The following is a 15,817-nucleotide window of genomic DNA, read 5'->3' as shown; positions in this document are numbered from 1 at the left end:
CCGGCCGGAATCGCCGAGGCGGCCGGTGCTCACTCGTCCCGTTTGCGCGCGGTGATCTGGATGCCGGGCTCGCCCGGGATGCGGCGCACCGTCGGGTCGGTGACCGGGAGATCGGCCACCAGGTCGCGGCCGTCCTCGAGATCTATGCCGTACCCGGCGATGTAGGTGCGGAAGAACGGCAGGCAGGCGCGCGCCATGGGCTGCGGCAACTTCCAGCGGTCGACGAAGGAGCGCGCGTCCTCGAAGGTGCAGCCGCGATCGGCCTCGATCACCAGCAGCAGGCCGCCCGGGCGCAACACACGGATCATCTCCGCGAGCCCCTTGCGCTGATTCGGCCAGTGCTTGATCGAGCCCGAACTGATCACCGCGTCGTAGGCGCCGTCGGGGAACGGCAAGTCCATCGCCGACCCTTCCCGGAACTGGATGCGGCTGCCCAGCGGCGCGCCGCGCTTGCGCGCCCTGCGCACCTGTTGTGGTGAGAGGTCGATGCCGGTCAGCCGCAGCGACGTCCCGGCGGTGGCCAGGCCGACCGCGAGTTGCCCTCCGCCGCAACCGACGTCGAGCACCTGCGCGCCGTCGTCGAGCTGGGCGACGATGTCGTCGAAGAGGGTGGGGGTCATCTCCCGCACGGCGTCGGAGATGAAGTTGTCGTAGAACCACGAGTCGATCGGGTTGTAGCGCTTGGTCTTGTCCAGCAGGACGGTCATGGCGTGCTCCTAAACGCGAGTGGCGAACTTGATCTTGCGGCCGAAAGTGTTCGGTTGTGCCTGGGCGATGATCGTTTCCTGGACGCGCTCGCGGCTGCTGCGCACGATTTCCATCGCCTCCTTCACCGCGACGTCGATGTCCATCACGGTGGGGATGTCGAGCATCGAGACGATGGATTCCAGGCGCTGTTCCGGGGTGCCGCGCACCGTCACCACCGGCTGCCCGAGTTCGCTGATCGCGTGCAGCAGTTGCCGATCCGAGATGGCGCGGTAGCGTTCGTCGACCGGGCGGTGGCCGTCGGGGTCCATCGGCACCTCCACCGGGAGGTGGAAGAAGATGTCGTAGTTCTGCCTGGCCCGCTGCCGGGCCATGTCACCGTAGGCGTTGAGGTAGCGGCGGTAGAACGGCCGGCCGGGCAGGGTGAGGGTGTTCTTGACGGCCTTGTGCCAGCGGGTCGAACCGGGGTTGGGGCCGGTGATGAGCCGCGTGGTGCCGTAGACCCATTCGTTGAGCACCGAGCCGTCGGCGATGAATCCGCCCTGGGCGTCGAGGATCGCCTCGGCCTGGATGCGCAACTCCAGCCTGCGGAAGCCGAGCGCCATCAGTTCGGTGGTGCTCAGATCCTGGAATCGCATGCCCGGGTAGAGCTCGGTGACCACCTCGCGAGCGGAGGAGGCGTCCACCCGGGGAATGCCGGTCAGCAGCGACAGCGCTGTGGAAGTCGTGGTCTTTCCGGTCGAATAGGTGCCGGAGATGACGATGCGTCGATAGTTGTTTGCCGACATGAGAAGTGCCTTTCTGAGCGTTTGGGTATGCGCGGGTCAGGCCGGCAGACGGTGAGCGAGGTCGTAGCGGATCTCGCAACCGGCGAAGTCCGACGCCCAGCTGGAGATGCGCCAGTCGCCGCCACCGAAGGCGAGGACCATGGAGCGCGCCATGTGCGTGGTCGCGGTGCCCGAGACGTAGGGCGCCGGGGGAGCGGAGGCGCGCGCGGTCATCCGGCGCATCCACAGCGTCTCGCTGTCCTTGCGGGCTATGTTGTCCAGCTCGTACAGCACGACCTGGGACAGTTGCGCCAGAATCACCGTCGCGTCGACCAGCGTGACGGAAGGCTGGTAGGCGTCGGCCACACCGTGCCAGGGACCTGCCGAATCCGGTTCCGCGAGTGTGAAATCGGCTCGTGCGCGGCTGCCGCCGTCGGAGACGACGACGTTGCGCAGATACTGCCCCCGGGTGTACACCCCGCCGTGGAAGTATCCCCGCCCGGTCTCCCGCACGGCGCGGCGTTCGGCTCGGGCGGGGCGCGGCGGCGCCGGGAGCGCCACGGTGGCTTCCAGGCTCATGCCGCCGCCCAGCGCACCGGTGATGCTGATCGTGTCGCTCTCCTCGGCGACCACCGTCGCGCTGATCGCGAACTCCGCCAGCGACTCCGTCGCGATGGTCCCGCTGCTGAACTGGACGAAAGGCACCCAGCATGAGCGGATCTCGCTGTCGGTGAGCCCGTAGCACTCGCGCAGGATCACCTCGAGCAGCCGGTAACCGAAGATCGAGCAGTCGATGCTGCTCACATGGGGAACCAGCACGCGGGTGCTCTTGCGCGACCAGTCGAGTGGGTAGTGCACTCCCGCCGTCGCCGTCAGCTGCGGACGGTTCTGCGCGTCGCGGTCGACGGTGATGTCGAAGATGCGGTGGGTGATCCGCTTGTACCCCTCGCCGAAGAACCGCCCGTCCCGGTGACCCAGCACGGAATCGATATCGGCGTAGGCGATCAGCTCGGTGGACATGTCGCTTCCTTTCATGCCGCGGCCTGGGCGGCGGCGGGCTCGGCGAACTGGGTGACCACCTTGGCGCCGATGCCGCGCAGCGACAGGCCCCTGCTGAGTTCCAGCGCGGAGATCTTGACGTCGAGTTCCTTCTCGGTGCGCGCCCCGAATTCCATCGCCATGAGCGAGTCCATGCCGAGGTCGGTGACGGGCTCGTCGATATTGATGGCGTCGGTGTCCACGCCGAGCACCACCGCGAGCTGGTCGGCGAGGCGCTGGGCGACGAAGTCGGCGCGCTGTTCGGTGGGCAGCGTGAGGATCTCGGCGCGCAGTGTGCCGCCGGCCTCGCCGGTCACCCCGATATCGGCGAGCAACTGGCGGAAGCGCTGGGTGTCGGTGGACGGACGCGCCACCCGCGACCACACCGTCCAGTCGATGTCGGCCACCGCGACCTGGGCGGTGTCGAGAGCCAGGCATTCGCGCAGCAGGCTGGTGGCGCGGTCCATGTCGATGGGCAGGAAGCCGATCGACTTGACGTAGTCCACCAGCGCCTCGGTCTTGTCGGCCATGCCGCCACCGCTCATGAAGCCCCAGTTCACCGCCAGCGCCGCAGCGCCGCGGGCACGCCGCTCGGCCGCGAGCGCGTCCAGGGCGGCGTTGGCGGCGGCGTAGCCGACCTGCGGGGTGATGCAACCCAGCGCGCTGATCGAGGAGTACAGCACGAACATGTCCAGCTCGATGCCCGCGGCCTCGGCCGCGCGATCCAGATGCTGCGCTCCGCGGACCTTGGCGAACAATTCGTCGAGCGACTCCCGGGTGATCTGCGGAACGGGCAGGTTGTTCACCACGCCGGCCGCGTGGAAGATGCCGCGCAGCGGCGCGACCGACCGGATGCGGTCCACGAGGGCGGCGGTCGCGGCGTAGTCGGCGACGTCCACCCGTTCCTCGATCACCGTCACGCCCGCCGCGATGAACGCCGCGACCTGCGCTCGGGCCTGCGGGGTGGATGCGCCGCTACGGCCGACCAGCACCAGTTTCCGAGCGCCCTCGGCGACCAGCCAGCGGGCGGTGGCCGAGCCGAATCCACCGAAACCGCCGGTCACCAGATAGCAGCCGTCCGGGTCGATGCGCGGGTGGGCGAGCGCGGGACGGACCATCGGCCGTTCCTCGCGCAGGTCCAGCACCACTCGTCCGATCTGGTCGGATCGGGCGACGGTCTCGAATGCCGCGGCCAGCTCCGACACCGGATAGGCGGTATGCGGCAGGTACCGGTACCGGCCGTCGCGCAAGGCCGCGTGGCTGGCCCGCATCGGCGTACGCAACAGTTCCGGGTCGTGGGCCAGCGCCCGGTCCATGTCGACGGAGAAGAACGTGAGGTTGCGGTCGAAGGGACCCAGATCGATGACGCCGCCGGTGTAGATGTCGGCTTTGCCGATGTCGACGACCCGGCCGAATTCCGCTGCCACCCGGAAGTTCTGGCGCAGGATCTCCCCCGGAGCCGAGCTGTAGACGACGTCGACGCCGCGTCCGCGGGTCAGCTCGGCGATCTCGTCGACGAAGTCGGCCGAGCGCGAGTTCAGCACGTGTTGCGCGCCGAGCTCACGCACCTGCGCCCGCCGCTCGGGCGTGCCCGCGGTCGCGATCACGATGGCGCCGATGTCCAGTGCGACCTGCACCGCGGCCATGCCCATGCCACCCGCCGCGCCGTGCACCAGCACGGTCTCGCCGGCCCGCAGGCGCGCCAGTGTCCGCAGCCCGAATTCGGCGGTGAGGAACGGCAAGCCGGATCCGCAGGTGAGCGGATCGTAGTCCTCTCCAGGCAGCAGCTCGTGCGGCATGGTCGCGCCCGCGTCGACGGGCATCGTCACGTATCTGCGGAGGATGTCGCGAGCGCATACCATCATCCGGTCGCCGACCGCGACACCGGTGACGCCGGGCCCGACGCGCTCGACCACACCGGAACCCTCCATGCCGACCGTCATGCCGAAATAGGTTCCCGCGAGCTCCTTTTCGGTGAGCACGCCGATGACCTTCATCGCGTCCTTGTAATTGAGCCCGGCCGCCTCCATCCGGACCTCGATCTCGCCGGGACCGGGCGCGATGCGCTCGGTTTCGCGCAAGGCCAGGTCGGACATCAGCCGCGACTTGGGGATCTCCACCGCGAACGAGGCTTCCGGGTCCGGCAGCGGGACGGCTCGGTTGCGCTCCTCGAGGTGCGCGCCGAAATTGCGGTCCAGCCGCACCGCCCAGTGGTCGGCTCCGCGCACGCCGATCTCGTCGAGCACGTCGTCGGCCAGAACGAGGCCGGCGAGCGCCGCGGCCTGCGGGTCCGCGTCGACCAGTCGCCAGCTCGCGGCGGGCTGCTCGTTCAGCAGCGCGCGCCGCGCACCCACCAGCGCGCCGTGTGACACCCGTGCGGTGGTGTCGGCGGGCGTGCACAGCGCGTTCTCGGTGACGACGACGCTGTGCACGTCGACCTGCGGCGCGTCGGCGAGCAGATGCTCGATGGCATTCGCGACGCGCGCGAGCCAGTAGACGTTGCGCGCGCCGTCGAACGCGGCACCGAACACGCTGACCACGCGGAGGCGTTGGGCGATCGGTTCGCCCTCGGGGGACCGCAATGCCAGCCGCAGGCGCTCGTCGTTGTCAGCGGCGTCGGGGTCGGCGAGCACGACGGTGATGTCGGCACGGTCGCCCAGCAGCGCCGCTGCCCGGTCGGCCGCGTCGGCGCCGACGGCCACGGCGACGACGGTCTCCTCCTCGGCGGACCGCTCGCCGGACGGTGTCTCCACGATCTCCCAGATGGGCTGGTAGAAGACGCGTTCCAGCTGATGGGTGGCATCGACCGCGGCGCTGACCGGGCGGAATTCCACACCCAGCAGCCGCATGGCCACCTCGCCCTCGTCCCCGACGATGGCGATGTCGGCCCGCAGCGGGTCCACTCCACGCCGGGTCACCACGACCCGCGGCCGCTCGGGCAGTGCGCCCAACCGGCGCACCCCGGCGATGGCGGCGGGCACGATCGCCACGTCGGCGTCCGTATCCGCGGCGAGCGCGGCGACGCATTGCAGCGCGGCGTCGACCAGTGCCGGATGGGCCAGGTGCCGGACCGGCCCTGTTTCCTCCACCGCGGCGAGCGAGGCGACCACCGCGTCCGCGCCGACGACCGCCGAGACGATGCGCTGGAAGGCCGGCCCGTAGTCCAGGCCACGATCCGCCAAGCCGCGATACAGATCCGGGCCCGCGACGGCGGCGGCGTGCTCGGGGGCGTCGACAGCCACGACGGTGGCGGTGAAGTCGGCTTCGATGAGCCTGCCGTGGGCGTTGAGCGTCCAGGTGGCGGCGGTGGCCGAGCGCGAGCGGATCTGGAAGCGTTTGGTCGACTCCTCGATACTCACCCGCAGCACCGGGACGTCGTGCTCATCGATCACCAGCGGCGCGACGAACTCCACCGACTCCAGGCCGACGCTCGTGCGTCCGGTGCGCTCGACGGCCGCGCTGAGCGCGGCGTCGAGATAGGCCGCGCCGGGCAGCACGACATGCCCGTCCACGACGTGGTCGCGCAGCCACGGCAGCCGCGAGACCGACAGCTGCACTTCCCATTCGGAGTTCACCGCCGCGGTGCGGTCACCCAGCAGCGCGTAGGCGTCCGGTGTGCCGAGGCGATCGAGCAGGGTGACCGGTTCGTCGTGCCAGACCCGTTTGCGCTGCCACGGATAGGCGGGCAGATCGAGGTGCTCGACGACCGAGTCCGGCCGGCCGGGAACGGTCGAACCGTCCAGCGAGCCGGCGACATACAGATCCGCGACGGCCCGCAGCACGTTGTTGCGGTCGCGCAGATCGCGCGAGAGCGTGGTGACCGCGGCGCCGATCACGCCGCGCTGGATCAGCATCTCGCGGATGTTGCCGCTGAGCACCGGATGCGGGCCCACCTCGAGGAAGACGCGGTGGCCGGTGTCGACCAGCGCGCCGATGGCGTCGGCGAACCGGACCGGTTCCCGGACGTTGCGGCACCAGTAGTCCGCGTCCCAGCCGGTTCCCGCGATCTCGGCGGCGGTCACGGTGGAGTACGTGGTCAGTTTCGCGTCCCGCGGCGCGAGCTGGCTCAGCGCGTCCCGCAAATCGTCGAGGATCGGGTCCATCAGATGGCTGTGGTAAGGCACCTCGACCCGCAGGCTGCGCGCGAATGTGCCGGTGGCAGACAAGGTGTCGCGCAGCAACTCGAGGTCCCCGCTGTCACCGGCGAGGGTGACCGCGCCGGGGCTGTTGACCGCCGCGATCGAGATGCTGTCGGTGCGGGCGAGCAATTCCCGCGCTTCGTTCTCGGACATGCCCAGGGCCAGCATTCCGCCGGTGCCCGCGGTGGTCGCCTGCAGCCGGGCACGGTGGTAGCTGACGGTGACCGCGTCCCGCAGCGACAACGCGCCCGACACGTACGCGGCCGTGACCTCGCCGACACTGTGCCCGACCACCACGGCGGGATAGACGCCGTATTCCGCCAATTCGGCGGTCAACGCGGCCTGCAGCACGAAATTGGCCGGCTGTGCGTAGGCGGTGCGCATGATGCGCGAGCCGGCCTCGTCGGCGAGCATCTCGTCCAGGATCGACCAGCCCGCGATCGAGACGAACTCGCGGTCGATCTCCCGGGCCACCTTCGCGAACGTGCTGTCGGTGGTGAGCAGTTCGCGGCCCATGCCCCACCACTGCGGGCCCATGCCGCTGAAGACGAAGACGGGCTCCACCTCGCCGTCACCGATGACCCGGGACGGGGCCCGGCCCTCGCCCGCGGCGAAGGCGCGCAACTGGGTGCGCAGATCCTCGGCGTCGTCGTAGGCGAAACCGACCCGCAGGGAGTGATGGGCGCGCCGGGTCCACGCGGCCGCGGTGACCGCGTCGGCGGGATGGTGGTCGAGCGCGTGCGCGAGTTCGCCCGCGAGTGTGCGCACGGCGGTCTCGTGGCGGCCGGAGATGGGCAGCACCTTCGGTACCGGGCGCTCGTCCTCGGGGAGGGCGGTGAGCGGCGGCGCCTCGACGAGGATGACGTGGGCGTTGGTGCCGCCGTAGCCGAAGCCGTTGACCGCGACCACGCCCTTGCCCGGCGCCGCGGACAGCGGTTCGGGCCGCAGCGGCACCCGTAGTCGTAGCTCGTCGAACGCGATCGCCGGATTCGGTGTCCGCAGGTCGAATTGGGGCGCGACCGTGCGGTGGTGCAGGGTGAGCGCGGCCTTGATCAGGCTCGCGACCCCGGCCGCGGCCTCGGTGTGCCCGAAGTTGTTCTTCACCGAGCCGACCGGCACCGGTTCGCCGCGGCCGTCGACCGCGCCGTACACCGCGCCCAGCGCGGACAGCTCGATCGGGTCGCCGACCGCGGTGCCGGTGCCGTGCGCCTCGAGGTAGCTCACCTCGTGCGCCGCGACGCCCGCGTCGTCACGCACCTGGCGGGCCAATTGTTCCTGCGCAACGGGATTCGGCACGGGGATGGCCATGGTGCGGCCGTCCTGGTTGACGCCCGTCGCGCGAATGACGGCGTACACGCGGTCGTTGTCGCGCTGCGCCAGATCCAGCGGCTTGAGCAGCACCGCGCCCGCGCCCTCGGCGCGGCCGTATCCGTCGGCGGCGGCGTCGAAGGTCTTGCAGCGCCCGTCGACCGACAGGAACCGGCCCTTGCACATGGAGATGAACGTCTCCGGCTGCAGCATCGCGTTCGCCCCGCCCGCCAGCGCGATCTCGCATTCGCCGTTGGCGATCGCCTGCACCGCGAGATGCGTGGCCACCAGCGAAGACGAGCACGCGGTGTCGACGGTCAGGCTGGGGCCGTGCAGGTCGAGCAGGTAGGAGATGCGGTTGGACAACAAGGTGTGCGAGGCGCTCATCGCGGTGTGGCTGGTGATCGCCGAGCGGACCAGCGGCCCGCTGCGTCCGAGCACGTTGTCGAGGATGAAGCCGCCGATGTAGACCCCGACGCGGTGGCCGGAGACCCGGCCCGCCATGCCCGCGTCGTCGAGCGCCTCCCAGGTGACCTCCAGCAGCAGCCGCTGCTGCGGATCGAGGATGGCGGCCTCCTTCTGGGCGATGCCGAAGAAATCGGCGTCGAAATCCCACAGCGGCTGCGTGAGAAATCCGCCGCGCCGGGTGTACATACGCCCCGGCGCATCCGGATCCGGGTCGTAGTACTTTTCGACGCTCCAACGGTCCGGCGGTATATCGACGATCCCGTCGCCTTTACCGAGCAGGAAATTCCAGTAACTCTCCGGGTCGAATACGCCGCCTGGAAAACGGCAGCCGATACCCACTATTGCAATGTCGACCATTGTTTCTCCTGGCCTGAAATGCGGGACCTTGCTGAGCCCCCCGACCGCAGCAGCAAAAATATCTGACGAGCTTCTTCGCTCGAATGGTCATGCTATTGCGCATGCCACTCGGGCGTCAATTGTCTTGCACTACAGTTTCTTCAATTTACGTAACGTCGTCACCAAAGGCGCGTTCGACAACATCCCGTGTGTGAGGTTCGGATGAATTGCGCTGAGATTCATGAGCACGGCGTAGCGCAGCCCGTGGTCGCGCCAGTCCGCGACCTGCTCGACGATCTCGTCCGGGGTGCCGGCCAGGCAGAATTCCCGCACCAGTGACGGCGGGACCTTCTCCACGTAGTCCAGCACCGTGCGCTCGTCCAGCGTCTGCGGCAGATAGTCCTGCAGGCCGGTGAAGTTCTCGCCCAGTGGGTGGGTCGCGCCATGCCTGGTCCACATCTCGCCGGGCGCGCACAGGGTCAGTGCCCGCGCGCCGACGCTCTCGACGAGGGCGTCCACCTCGGCCGGACGGGTCGCGGTGAGCACGCTGAACACGGCCGCGGGCGCGACCGACGACGGGTCGCGGCCCGCGTCGGAGGCCGCGGCGCGGACCAGCTCGAGGCGGTGGCGGTACTCGTGCGGGCGCTGCGCGAAGCCGGGAAACCACACGTCGGCGTAGCGCCCGGCGGCCCGCAGCATGCGCGGACCGCCCGCGGCCACCCAGATCTCCGGGCGGGTGCCCCGGTACGGCGGCACGTCGAAGACCGCGTCGCGCAACGGAAAGTACGGGGAGTCCCTGGTCACCAGGCTGCCGTGGGAGTCCCACAGCGCCCGGATGGTGGCCAGCGCTTCTTCGAACCGCCCGACCGGAGCGGTCCAGTCCACCCCGTAGGGCTCGTTGTTGTCCCGGATGCCGGTGCCGATGCCGAGAATGGCCCGGCCCCTGCTCAATTGGTGCAGAGTGGCCGCGGCCTGCGCGGTCACCGCCGGATTGCGACGGCCTGCGTCGGTGACGCCGACGCCGAGCCGCAGGCGGGCCAAGCGGTTCTGCGCGGCGAGGTAACCCAGCGCCGTCCACGGTTCGTAGATGCCGTCGGCGTGCGGCGCCAGCCTGGTGATGCCGACGTGCCGCGGTTTCCAGATCGAGGCGGGCAGGATCGAGGGCAGATGGTCGGTCACCCAGAGCGAGTCCGCCCCGCCCGCCATCGCCACCGAGCGGCTGCCGCGAAATTGCAGATCGGGCGCGAACCTGGTATAGACACCGGAATCCATCACGCCTGTGCGGAATTTCGCCATGTTCTTCCTATCGCACTACTTGGGTACTGGTTCGAGATCGTCGCTGGTCTCAGGGATTTCGATACGGTCGTGCAGGCGGGCGAGGCGGCGCGGCGCCCACCAGTTGGCCGCGCCGAGCATGCGCATCAAGGCGGGCGCGAGTACGCCGCGGATCAACGTCGCGTCGCTGATCACCGCCAAGGTCAGGCCGAGGCCGAACAGCTGGATGAACGACACGTGCGAGGTCACCATCCCGGCGAAGGCGATCGCCATGAGGCAGGCGGCCGCGGTGAAGATGCGCGCGGTGCGGGCGACGCCGGTCGCCACGGCGCGCGTATTGTCGCCGCTGGACAGCCACTCCTCGCGGATCCGGGACAGCAGGAACACCTCGTAGTCCATCGAGACGCCGAAGGCGATGCAGAACATCAGGATCGGCATGGTCGGCACGAGATAACCGGTCGGGGTGAAGCCGAGCAGATCCGACAGGTGCCCCTCCTGGAAGACCCACACCATCGCCCCGAAGGTCGCCGCCAGCGAAAGCGTGTTGAGCAGCAGCGCTTTGATCGGCAACAGCACACTGCCGGTGAAGAAGAACAGCACCACCACCGTCGACAGCGCGATCACGAAGAGCGCCAGGGGAACCTTCGCCGCGAGCGCGTCGAGCGCGTCGACGCTTTCGGCCGCCGCCCCGCCGAGCAGCGCCCGGCCCGGTGCGGGCACCGCGCGCACGTGGTCGAGCTGCTCGATCGCGGCGGGCGAGTACGGGTCGAGCCGGGTGCCCACCCGCAGATACGTGCCGGCGTCGCTGCGCATCCCGGGTGGCGCCGAGGCGACTTTCAGCCCGCCGGCGTAGACGCCCGCCGCCGACAGCACCGTCGTGACGTCCTCCACACGCGACAAACGCTCGGCGTAAGCGGCGATTTCGGCCTCGCCGCCCCGGAGTCCGGGCACGGCCACGAGAACGCCCGCCATGGCGTTCTCCCGGAAGCCGGTTCGCAAGGTGTCGCCGACGACGTGGCTGGAGGCTCCGGTGATGACCCGGTCGTCGGCGGCGCCGAACCGGATGGACAGGAAGGGCGAGCCCAGCACCAGCAGCAGCGCGATGACCGCCGCCGCGGACACCACCGGGCGGCGCATCACCAGCAGCACCGCTCGGTACCACCGGGTTTCGGTGACTTCGACCGGCTCCGGTCGCGATCGGCGGCGCAGCAGGGCTCGCACGTCGAGTGCGTCGATGCGCGGTCCCAGCAGCGCGAGCGCGGCCGGCACCAGCAGCAGCGTGGTGAACACGGCAGCACCGAGCACGGCCAGCCCCGCGTAGGCCAGCGACCGGAGGAAATACAGCGGGAAGACCAGCAGTGTCGACAGGGACAGCGCGATCACCACACCGGAGAACAGAACGGTGCGACCCGCTGTCCGCGCCGTGCGCGCGACCGCGGAGGCGGTGTCGTGTCCGGCGGCGAGCTCCTCCCGGAACCTGCTGACCATGAACAGGCTCGAGTCGATCGCGACCGCGAAACCCAGGGCGCTCATCATGTTCAGCGCGAAGATCGATACGTCGCCGACCTCGGTGAGCAGCCGCAGGATGGGCAGGGTCGCGAAGATGTTGAACACGCCGACCGCCAGCGGGATCAGCGCCGCGGTCAGGCTGCCGAAGACCAGGACCAAGGCCAGACCGGTGAGCGGAATCGCGATCGCCTCGGTGATCAGCAGGTCGGTGACGATCTGATGGCTCATCTCGTCGAAGGCCACCGCCTGGCCGCCCGCCCGCACGGTGACGCCGTCGAACTCGCCGCTCACCTGTCCGGCGATGGCGCCGGCCCGTTTGGGCGCGTCGGTGTCGTCACCGGTGACGTGCGCCAGCACCAGGCCGTCGCGGCCGTTGTTGCCGCGCAGGCCTTGTCGCAGATCCGGCGGAAGTTCCCAGTAGGACTGGACCGCGTCCACCTCGCCGCGGCCACGGAGGGTCCCGGCCAGGCGTTCACCTACCGTGCGCGCCGCAGGGCTGTCGAGTCCGTCCGGCGCGGTGACCAGCAGCACGAGATTCGGTGCGGCGCCGGGGAAGTCGCGGCTCAGATAGGCCGCGACCTCGGCGGATTCGGTATCGGACGGGACATAGCCACCGGATTTCAGGTGAGCGGGCGCCGACCAGCCGAGCCCGACGCAGACGATCCCGATGAGCAGCGCGCCGTAGAGGACGGATCGCGGTCGCCCGACCGCCAGGCGCGCGAGACCAGCAAGCATGATGAATGACCTTTTCTCGAATTCCGGCCGTGAATCGCGGAGATGGCGGCGCTATTCGGTGGCGCCGGAATCGATGTAGCCGGCGAGTGCTCGCCATTCCTTGGCATTGCGGTTGGCGAGTTCGGCGACGGCTGGGATGCAATGTGGCGGGACGGTGGCGACCAGCGCGGTCCACACCTCGCGCTGCATCGAGTGGGTGTGTAACCAGCGCAACAGGTCGCGGCCTTGCTGACTGTGCCGCATCGCGGGGTCACGGGTGAGCTGCTGCAGCAGCAGCGCGCTGCCCTCGGGCTGATCCGCGGCGCTCGCGCGCTCGGGTGATCCCGTCTCCCGCAGGCGCTTGCGGATCGCGTGCGCCGTGCTGATGGACACCTCCGCCGCGGCCGCCAGCGCCCGCAACGGCATGTCGGGCGAGGTGGCCAGCAGTTCGGCGACGCGGCGCCTGCGCTGGGCTCGGTCCATCGGCCTGCGCCTGCCGTCGGCGCCGACGCGGATGTTCGACTGCGGAATTTCCGCAGTCGAACGTTCGCGAATCGTGGCCACCGTGCGCGCGGACAGCCCCGTGGTGGACGCGATGGCGCGGTCGGACAATTCCGGCAGAGTCTCGATGATCCGCTCGGCCGCCGCTTTGCGGTCCGCGAGCGTCAACGGCAGCCCGTGCGTCGTATTCAGTTCGACACCGCGCAGAAAAGCCTCGGCTTGTGTGCCGTCGAAGAACACGACTTCGATCTGCTCGTGTCCGAGCCATTGCGCGGCGCGCAACCGGTGCATTCCGTCGATGACCCGCATCGTGCTGCGGTGCACCAGAATCGGCGGCAATTCGGTGTCGCTCTCGGCCAGCCGGGCGATATGCCGGCGATCCTCTCCGTTCGACCGCGGCGAGTCCGCGGGCAGCAGGTCGTCGATCGATACGCGATAACGCGCGTTCGACGCGAGTGGCACCACATCGCCGCTCACCAATTTAAACTCAGCGGACATTTCGAACCCCCAGGGTCGCCCGGAATCAGATCGGTCCTCGATGACCCGATGGCCCATCCCGAACCCGGCTAGGCTTCGACCGACCGATCGGTCACAGCGTAGGTGCGGCCGGTGCCCGACACTAGGCTTTTCAGAAAGAGTGGGGAGAATTCGGAAACATGACAGTCATTGCCGACCCCGGTCGCACGGCACTGCTCATCGCGGGTACCGTGGTGGCGGAACGCGAAGGGCTGCACCGTCTTTCGATCAACGCGGTGGTCGAGGAAGCCGGGATGGCGAAGGGCACCTTCTACCACCACTTCGTCAACCGCCGCAGCTACGTCATCGCGCTGCACCGCCGCTTCTTCGACGCGCTCGCACAGTCGGTGGCCGCGGCGCTGGCCGGGATACCGCCGGGGATCGAACGGATCGGACCCAGCCTGGACGCGTTCCTGGATGCCTGCCTCGACGCCCGAGGCACCGAGGCGTTCATGGTCCAGGCGCGCACCGATCCGGATCTGCGCGAGGAGATCCGCCGCAGGCACGAGCTGTTCATCGCCGTGGGTCGGCCGGACATGGTCGCCGCCGGGTGGCCCGACCCCGACGCCGCCTCCCGGATGAAGGTCGCGATGGTCGGTGAGATCTGCTTGGCGGAACTCACTTCCCGGCGCGCGCGCCCGGATCTGCGCACGGCGGCCGTGCGGATGCTGACCGCCAACCGCACGGGGCCGCTTCCCGCTGAGCCACCCGAGGGCGGAATGACTTAGGCGGGGTGGGCCCGGGCGGCTACTGTTTCGCCGTGTCTCCGCTGTCGGCTGCGGCAGGAGCCGGCGGGCGGGCGAGGCGGCCGACGGTGTCCAGATGCCGCAGTGCCTGGCGGTAGGAGTCCACAAGGCCGGTCTCGCAGTAGGGAACATCGAGTTCGAGGCAGAACTGTTCGACCATCGGCTTGGCTCGGCGCAGGTTGGGCCGCGGCATGGACGGGAACAAATGGTGCTCGATCTGGTAATTCAACCCGCCGAGGACGGTGTCGATGAGCAAGCCGCCGCGGACGTTGCGCGAGGTGAGCACCTGACGGCGGAGGAAATCGGTCGAAGATCCTTCGGCGAGTACTTCCATTCCCTTGTGGTTGGGTGCGAAAGTGCACCCCATGTAGAACCCGAACAGGCCCTGCTGCACGGCGAGGAAGACGAGCGCTTTACCCGGCGGCAGGACGAGGAAAACCGTGGCGAGGTAGCCGGCGGTGTGCGCGGCCAACAGCGCCCCCTCAAGGACGCGGTGGGGTATCGGCCAGCGCAGAACCGCCCGTACGCTCGCATAGTGCAGACTGCCGGCCTCGAGCAGCAGCATCGGAAAGAACAGCCAGGCTTGATAGCGGAAGATCAACCGCCTGATCCCTGTTCCGGTCCGTGCTCGATCCCCGGAATGGGCCAGCACCCCCATCACGTCGGGGTCCGAACCCTCGGTGTTGGGATGCGCGTGGTGGCGGTTGTGATTGCTGACCCACCAGCCGATGCTCACCCCGATACCGAGATTGCCCGCGATCACACCGAACAAGTAATCGGCCCGTCGGCCGGCGAAGATCTGCCGGTGCCCGGCATCATGACCGAGGAATGCCAGCTGCGCGAACACCACCGCCAAGAACACGGCAGTGCCCAGTTGCCACCACGAGTCGCCGATGACGAAGAACGCCGCCCACCCGGCGGCGAACGCCACGGCGGTGACCGCACCCTTCCAGACGTAGTACCGCAACCGCCGCTCCAGTAGCCCGGCTCCACGCACTCGGCGCATCAACACCGCATACTCGCTGCCGCGCGCCGGTAGGGGTCCGATGGCGTCCGCGGCCGCGGATCTCGGCACCACCCGATCGGGAGAACTGTCGATTACCACGGGTCGCCCACACATCCTGTTGTCGTTGCCGGTCTCCGGGCCGGGGTTGCCTGCACAACCCGCGCCGACGCAGGCTACTGGACGTCGGTACGCGAGATTCGCTCGCCTCGGAGAACAGAATGGCGCGAGGAGATCACCGCGGGGTGAACGGGCGCGCCGATGGACGACACATCCGCGTGACGATCGCGTTGCCTTCACCCGGCGGCGACGGCATGGGCCGGACCTCGCCGACTCGGTCCGTCGGACGACGCTGCCTCGCCTTTCACCGATGCAGGCAGGCGGTGGTCCCCGGGTGACATGACGGAGTGGCATTCTCGCGCGGGACGACGCAGAAACGGCCGTGCTCATGCTGCCTCAGTTGTTGTGGGTCCGACTTCCGCTGTGCGCGAGCGCCGTTGGCGGATTCCGGCGGGCCGAGCTGGAGAACCGATGTGGCGGAACAAGCGTGGGAACAACGGACGAAATGGGCACGGGCGTAGGGGGACACGGCCCGGTACCCTGGATTCAGGGTTGTCACGAGAAGCGCTAAGTTATCCCAAGTTTCGGTGATCTCACCCACGATGTACTCGGTATTGTGTACCGTATGTTATCGCAGGTTCGCTCCCCTCGGAGCGAGTGGGCAGGGGTCGGATATCCGGTCCCGCAAAAGGACTCCGTTGTCCGTGCGGATGCATCCGTCCCGTGACACGG

9 protein-coding genes are annotated in these 15,817 nt (G+C 69.1%); 1 reads left to right on the top strand and 8 read right to left on the bottom strand.

Going from position 1 to position 15,817, the window contains the following annotated elements; translation table 11 throughout:
- Positions 1–29: 29 nt before the first annotated feature.
- The 7 genes from NNI01S_RS25465 to NNI01S_RS25435 all read right to left on the bottom strand — a co-directional run bounded on the left by NNI01S_RS25465 (position 30) and on the right by NNI01S_RS25435 (position 13,258).
- Positions 30–707, bottom strand: coding sequence for a class I SAM-dependent methyltransferase (locus NNI01S_RS25465; RefSeq protein ID WP_063022677.1), 678 nt, complete (start codon positions 705–707; stop codon positions 30–32).
- A 9-nt stretch (positions 708–716) separates the two neighbouring features.
- Positions 717–1,493, bottom strand: a complete 777-nt coding sequence (locus NNI01S_RS25460; protein WP_063022676.1) for an ATP/GTP-binding protein — start codon at positions 1,491–1,493, stop codon at positions 717–719.
- 36 nt (positions 1,494–1,529) lie between these two features.
- Entirely contained in the window at positions 1,530–2,492 is a 963-nt protein-coding gene (locus tag NNI01S_RS25455; protein WP_169813016.1) for an AvrD family protein, read from the bottom strand.
- Between the two features lie 11 nt (positions 2,493–2,503).
- Positions 2,504–8,782 (bottom strand): type I polyketide synthase, encoded by a 6,279-nt coding sequence (locus NNI01S_RS25450; RefSeq protein ID WP_063022674.1) that lies wholly within the window; start codon positions 8,780–8,782, stop codon positions 2,504–2,506.
- A 129-nt stretch (positions 8,783–8,911) separates the two neighbouring features.
- A complete protein-coding gene (locus NNI01S_RS25445; protein WP_063022673.1) occupies positions 8,912–10,057 on the bottom strand; it encodes an LLM class flavin-dependent oxidoreductase in 1,146 nt (381 codons plus the stop codon).
- Positions 10,058–10,072: 15 nt separating this feature from the next.
- Positions 10,073–12,280, bottom strand: a complete 2,208-nt coding sequence (locus tag NNI01S_RS25440; RefSeq protein ID WP_063022672.1) for an MMPL family transporter — start codon at positions 12,278–12,280, stop codon at positions 10,073–10,075.
- A gap of 51 nt (positions 12,281–12,331) precedes the next feature.
- On the bottom strand, positions 12,332–13,258 hold the full coding sequence (locus NNI01S_RS25435) for a ParB/RepB/Spo0J family partition protein (protein WP_084489307.1): 927 nt from the start codon (positions 13,256–13,258) through the stop codon (positions 12,332–12,334).
- Between the two features lie 158 nt (positions 13,259–13,416).
- Between NNI01S_RS25435 and NNI01S_RS25430 the strand changes: the two genes are divergently transcribed.
- On the top strand, positions 13,417–14,004 hold the full coding sequence (locus tag NNI01S_RS25430; RefSeq protein ID WP_063022670.1) for a TetR/AcrR family transcriptional regulator: 588 nt from the start codon (positions 13,417–13,419) through the stop codon (positions 14,002–14,004).
- A 19-nt stretch (positions 14,005–14,023) separates the two neighbouring features.
- Here NNI01S_RS25430 and NNI01S_RS25425 read toward each other — a convergent pair whose 3' ends face one another.
- On the bottom strand, positions 14,024–15,028 hold the full coding sequence (locus tag NNI01S_RS25425; protein ID WP_063022840.1) for a fatty acid desaturase family protein: 1,005 nt from the start codon (positions 15,026–15,028) through the stop codon (positions 14,024–14,026).
- Positions 15,029–15,817 lie beyond the last annotated feature (789 nt).

The sequence above is a fragment of the Nocardia niwae NBRC 108934 = DSM 45340 genome (genome assembly GCF_001613465.1).
Taxonomy (GTDB): domain Bacteria; phylum Actinomycetota; class Actinomycetes; order Mycobacteriales; family Mycobacteriaceae; genus Nocardia; species Nocardia niwae.
Note: the sequence above shows the minus strand (reverse complement) of the source record. Positions and strands in the feature narration are given on the sequence as shown.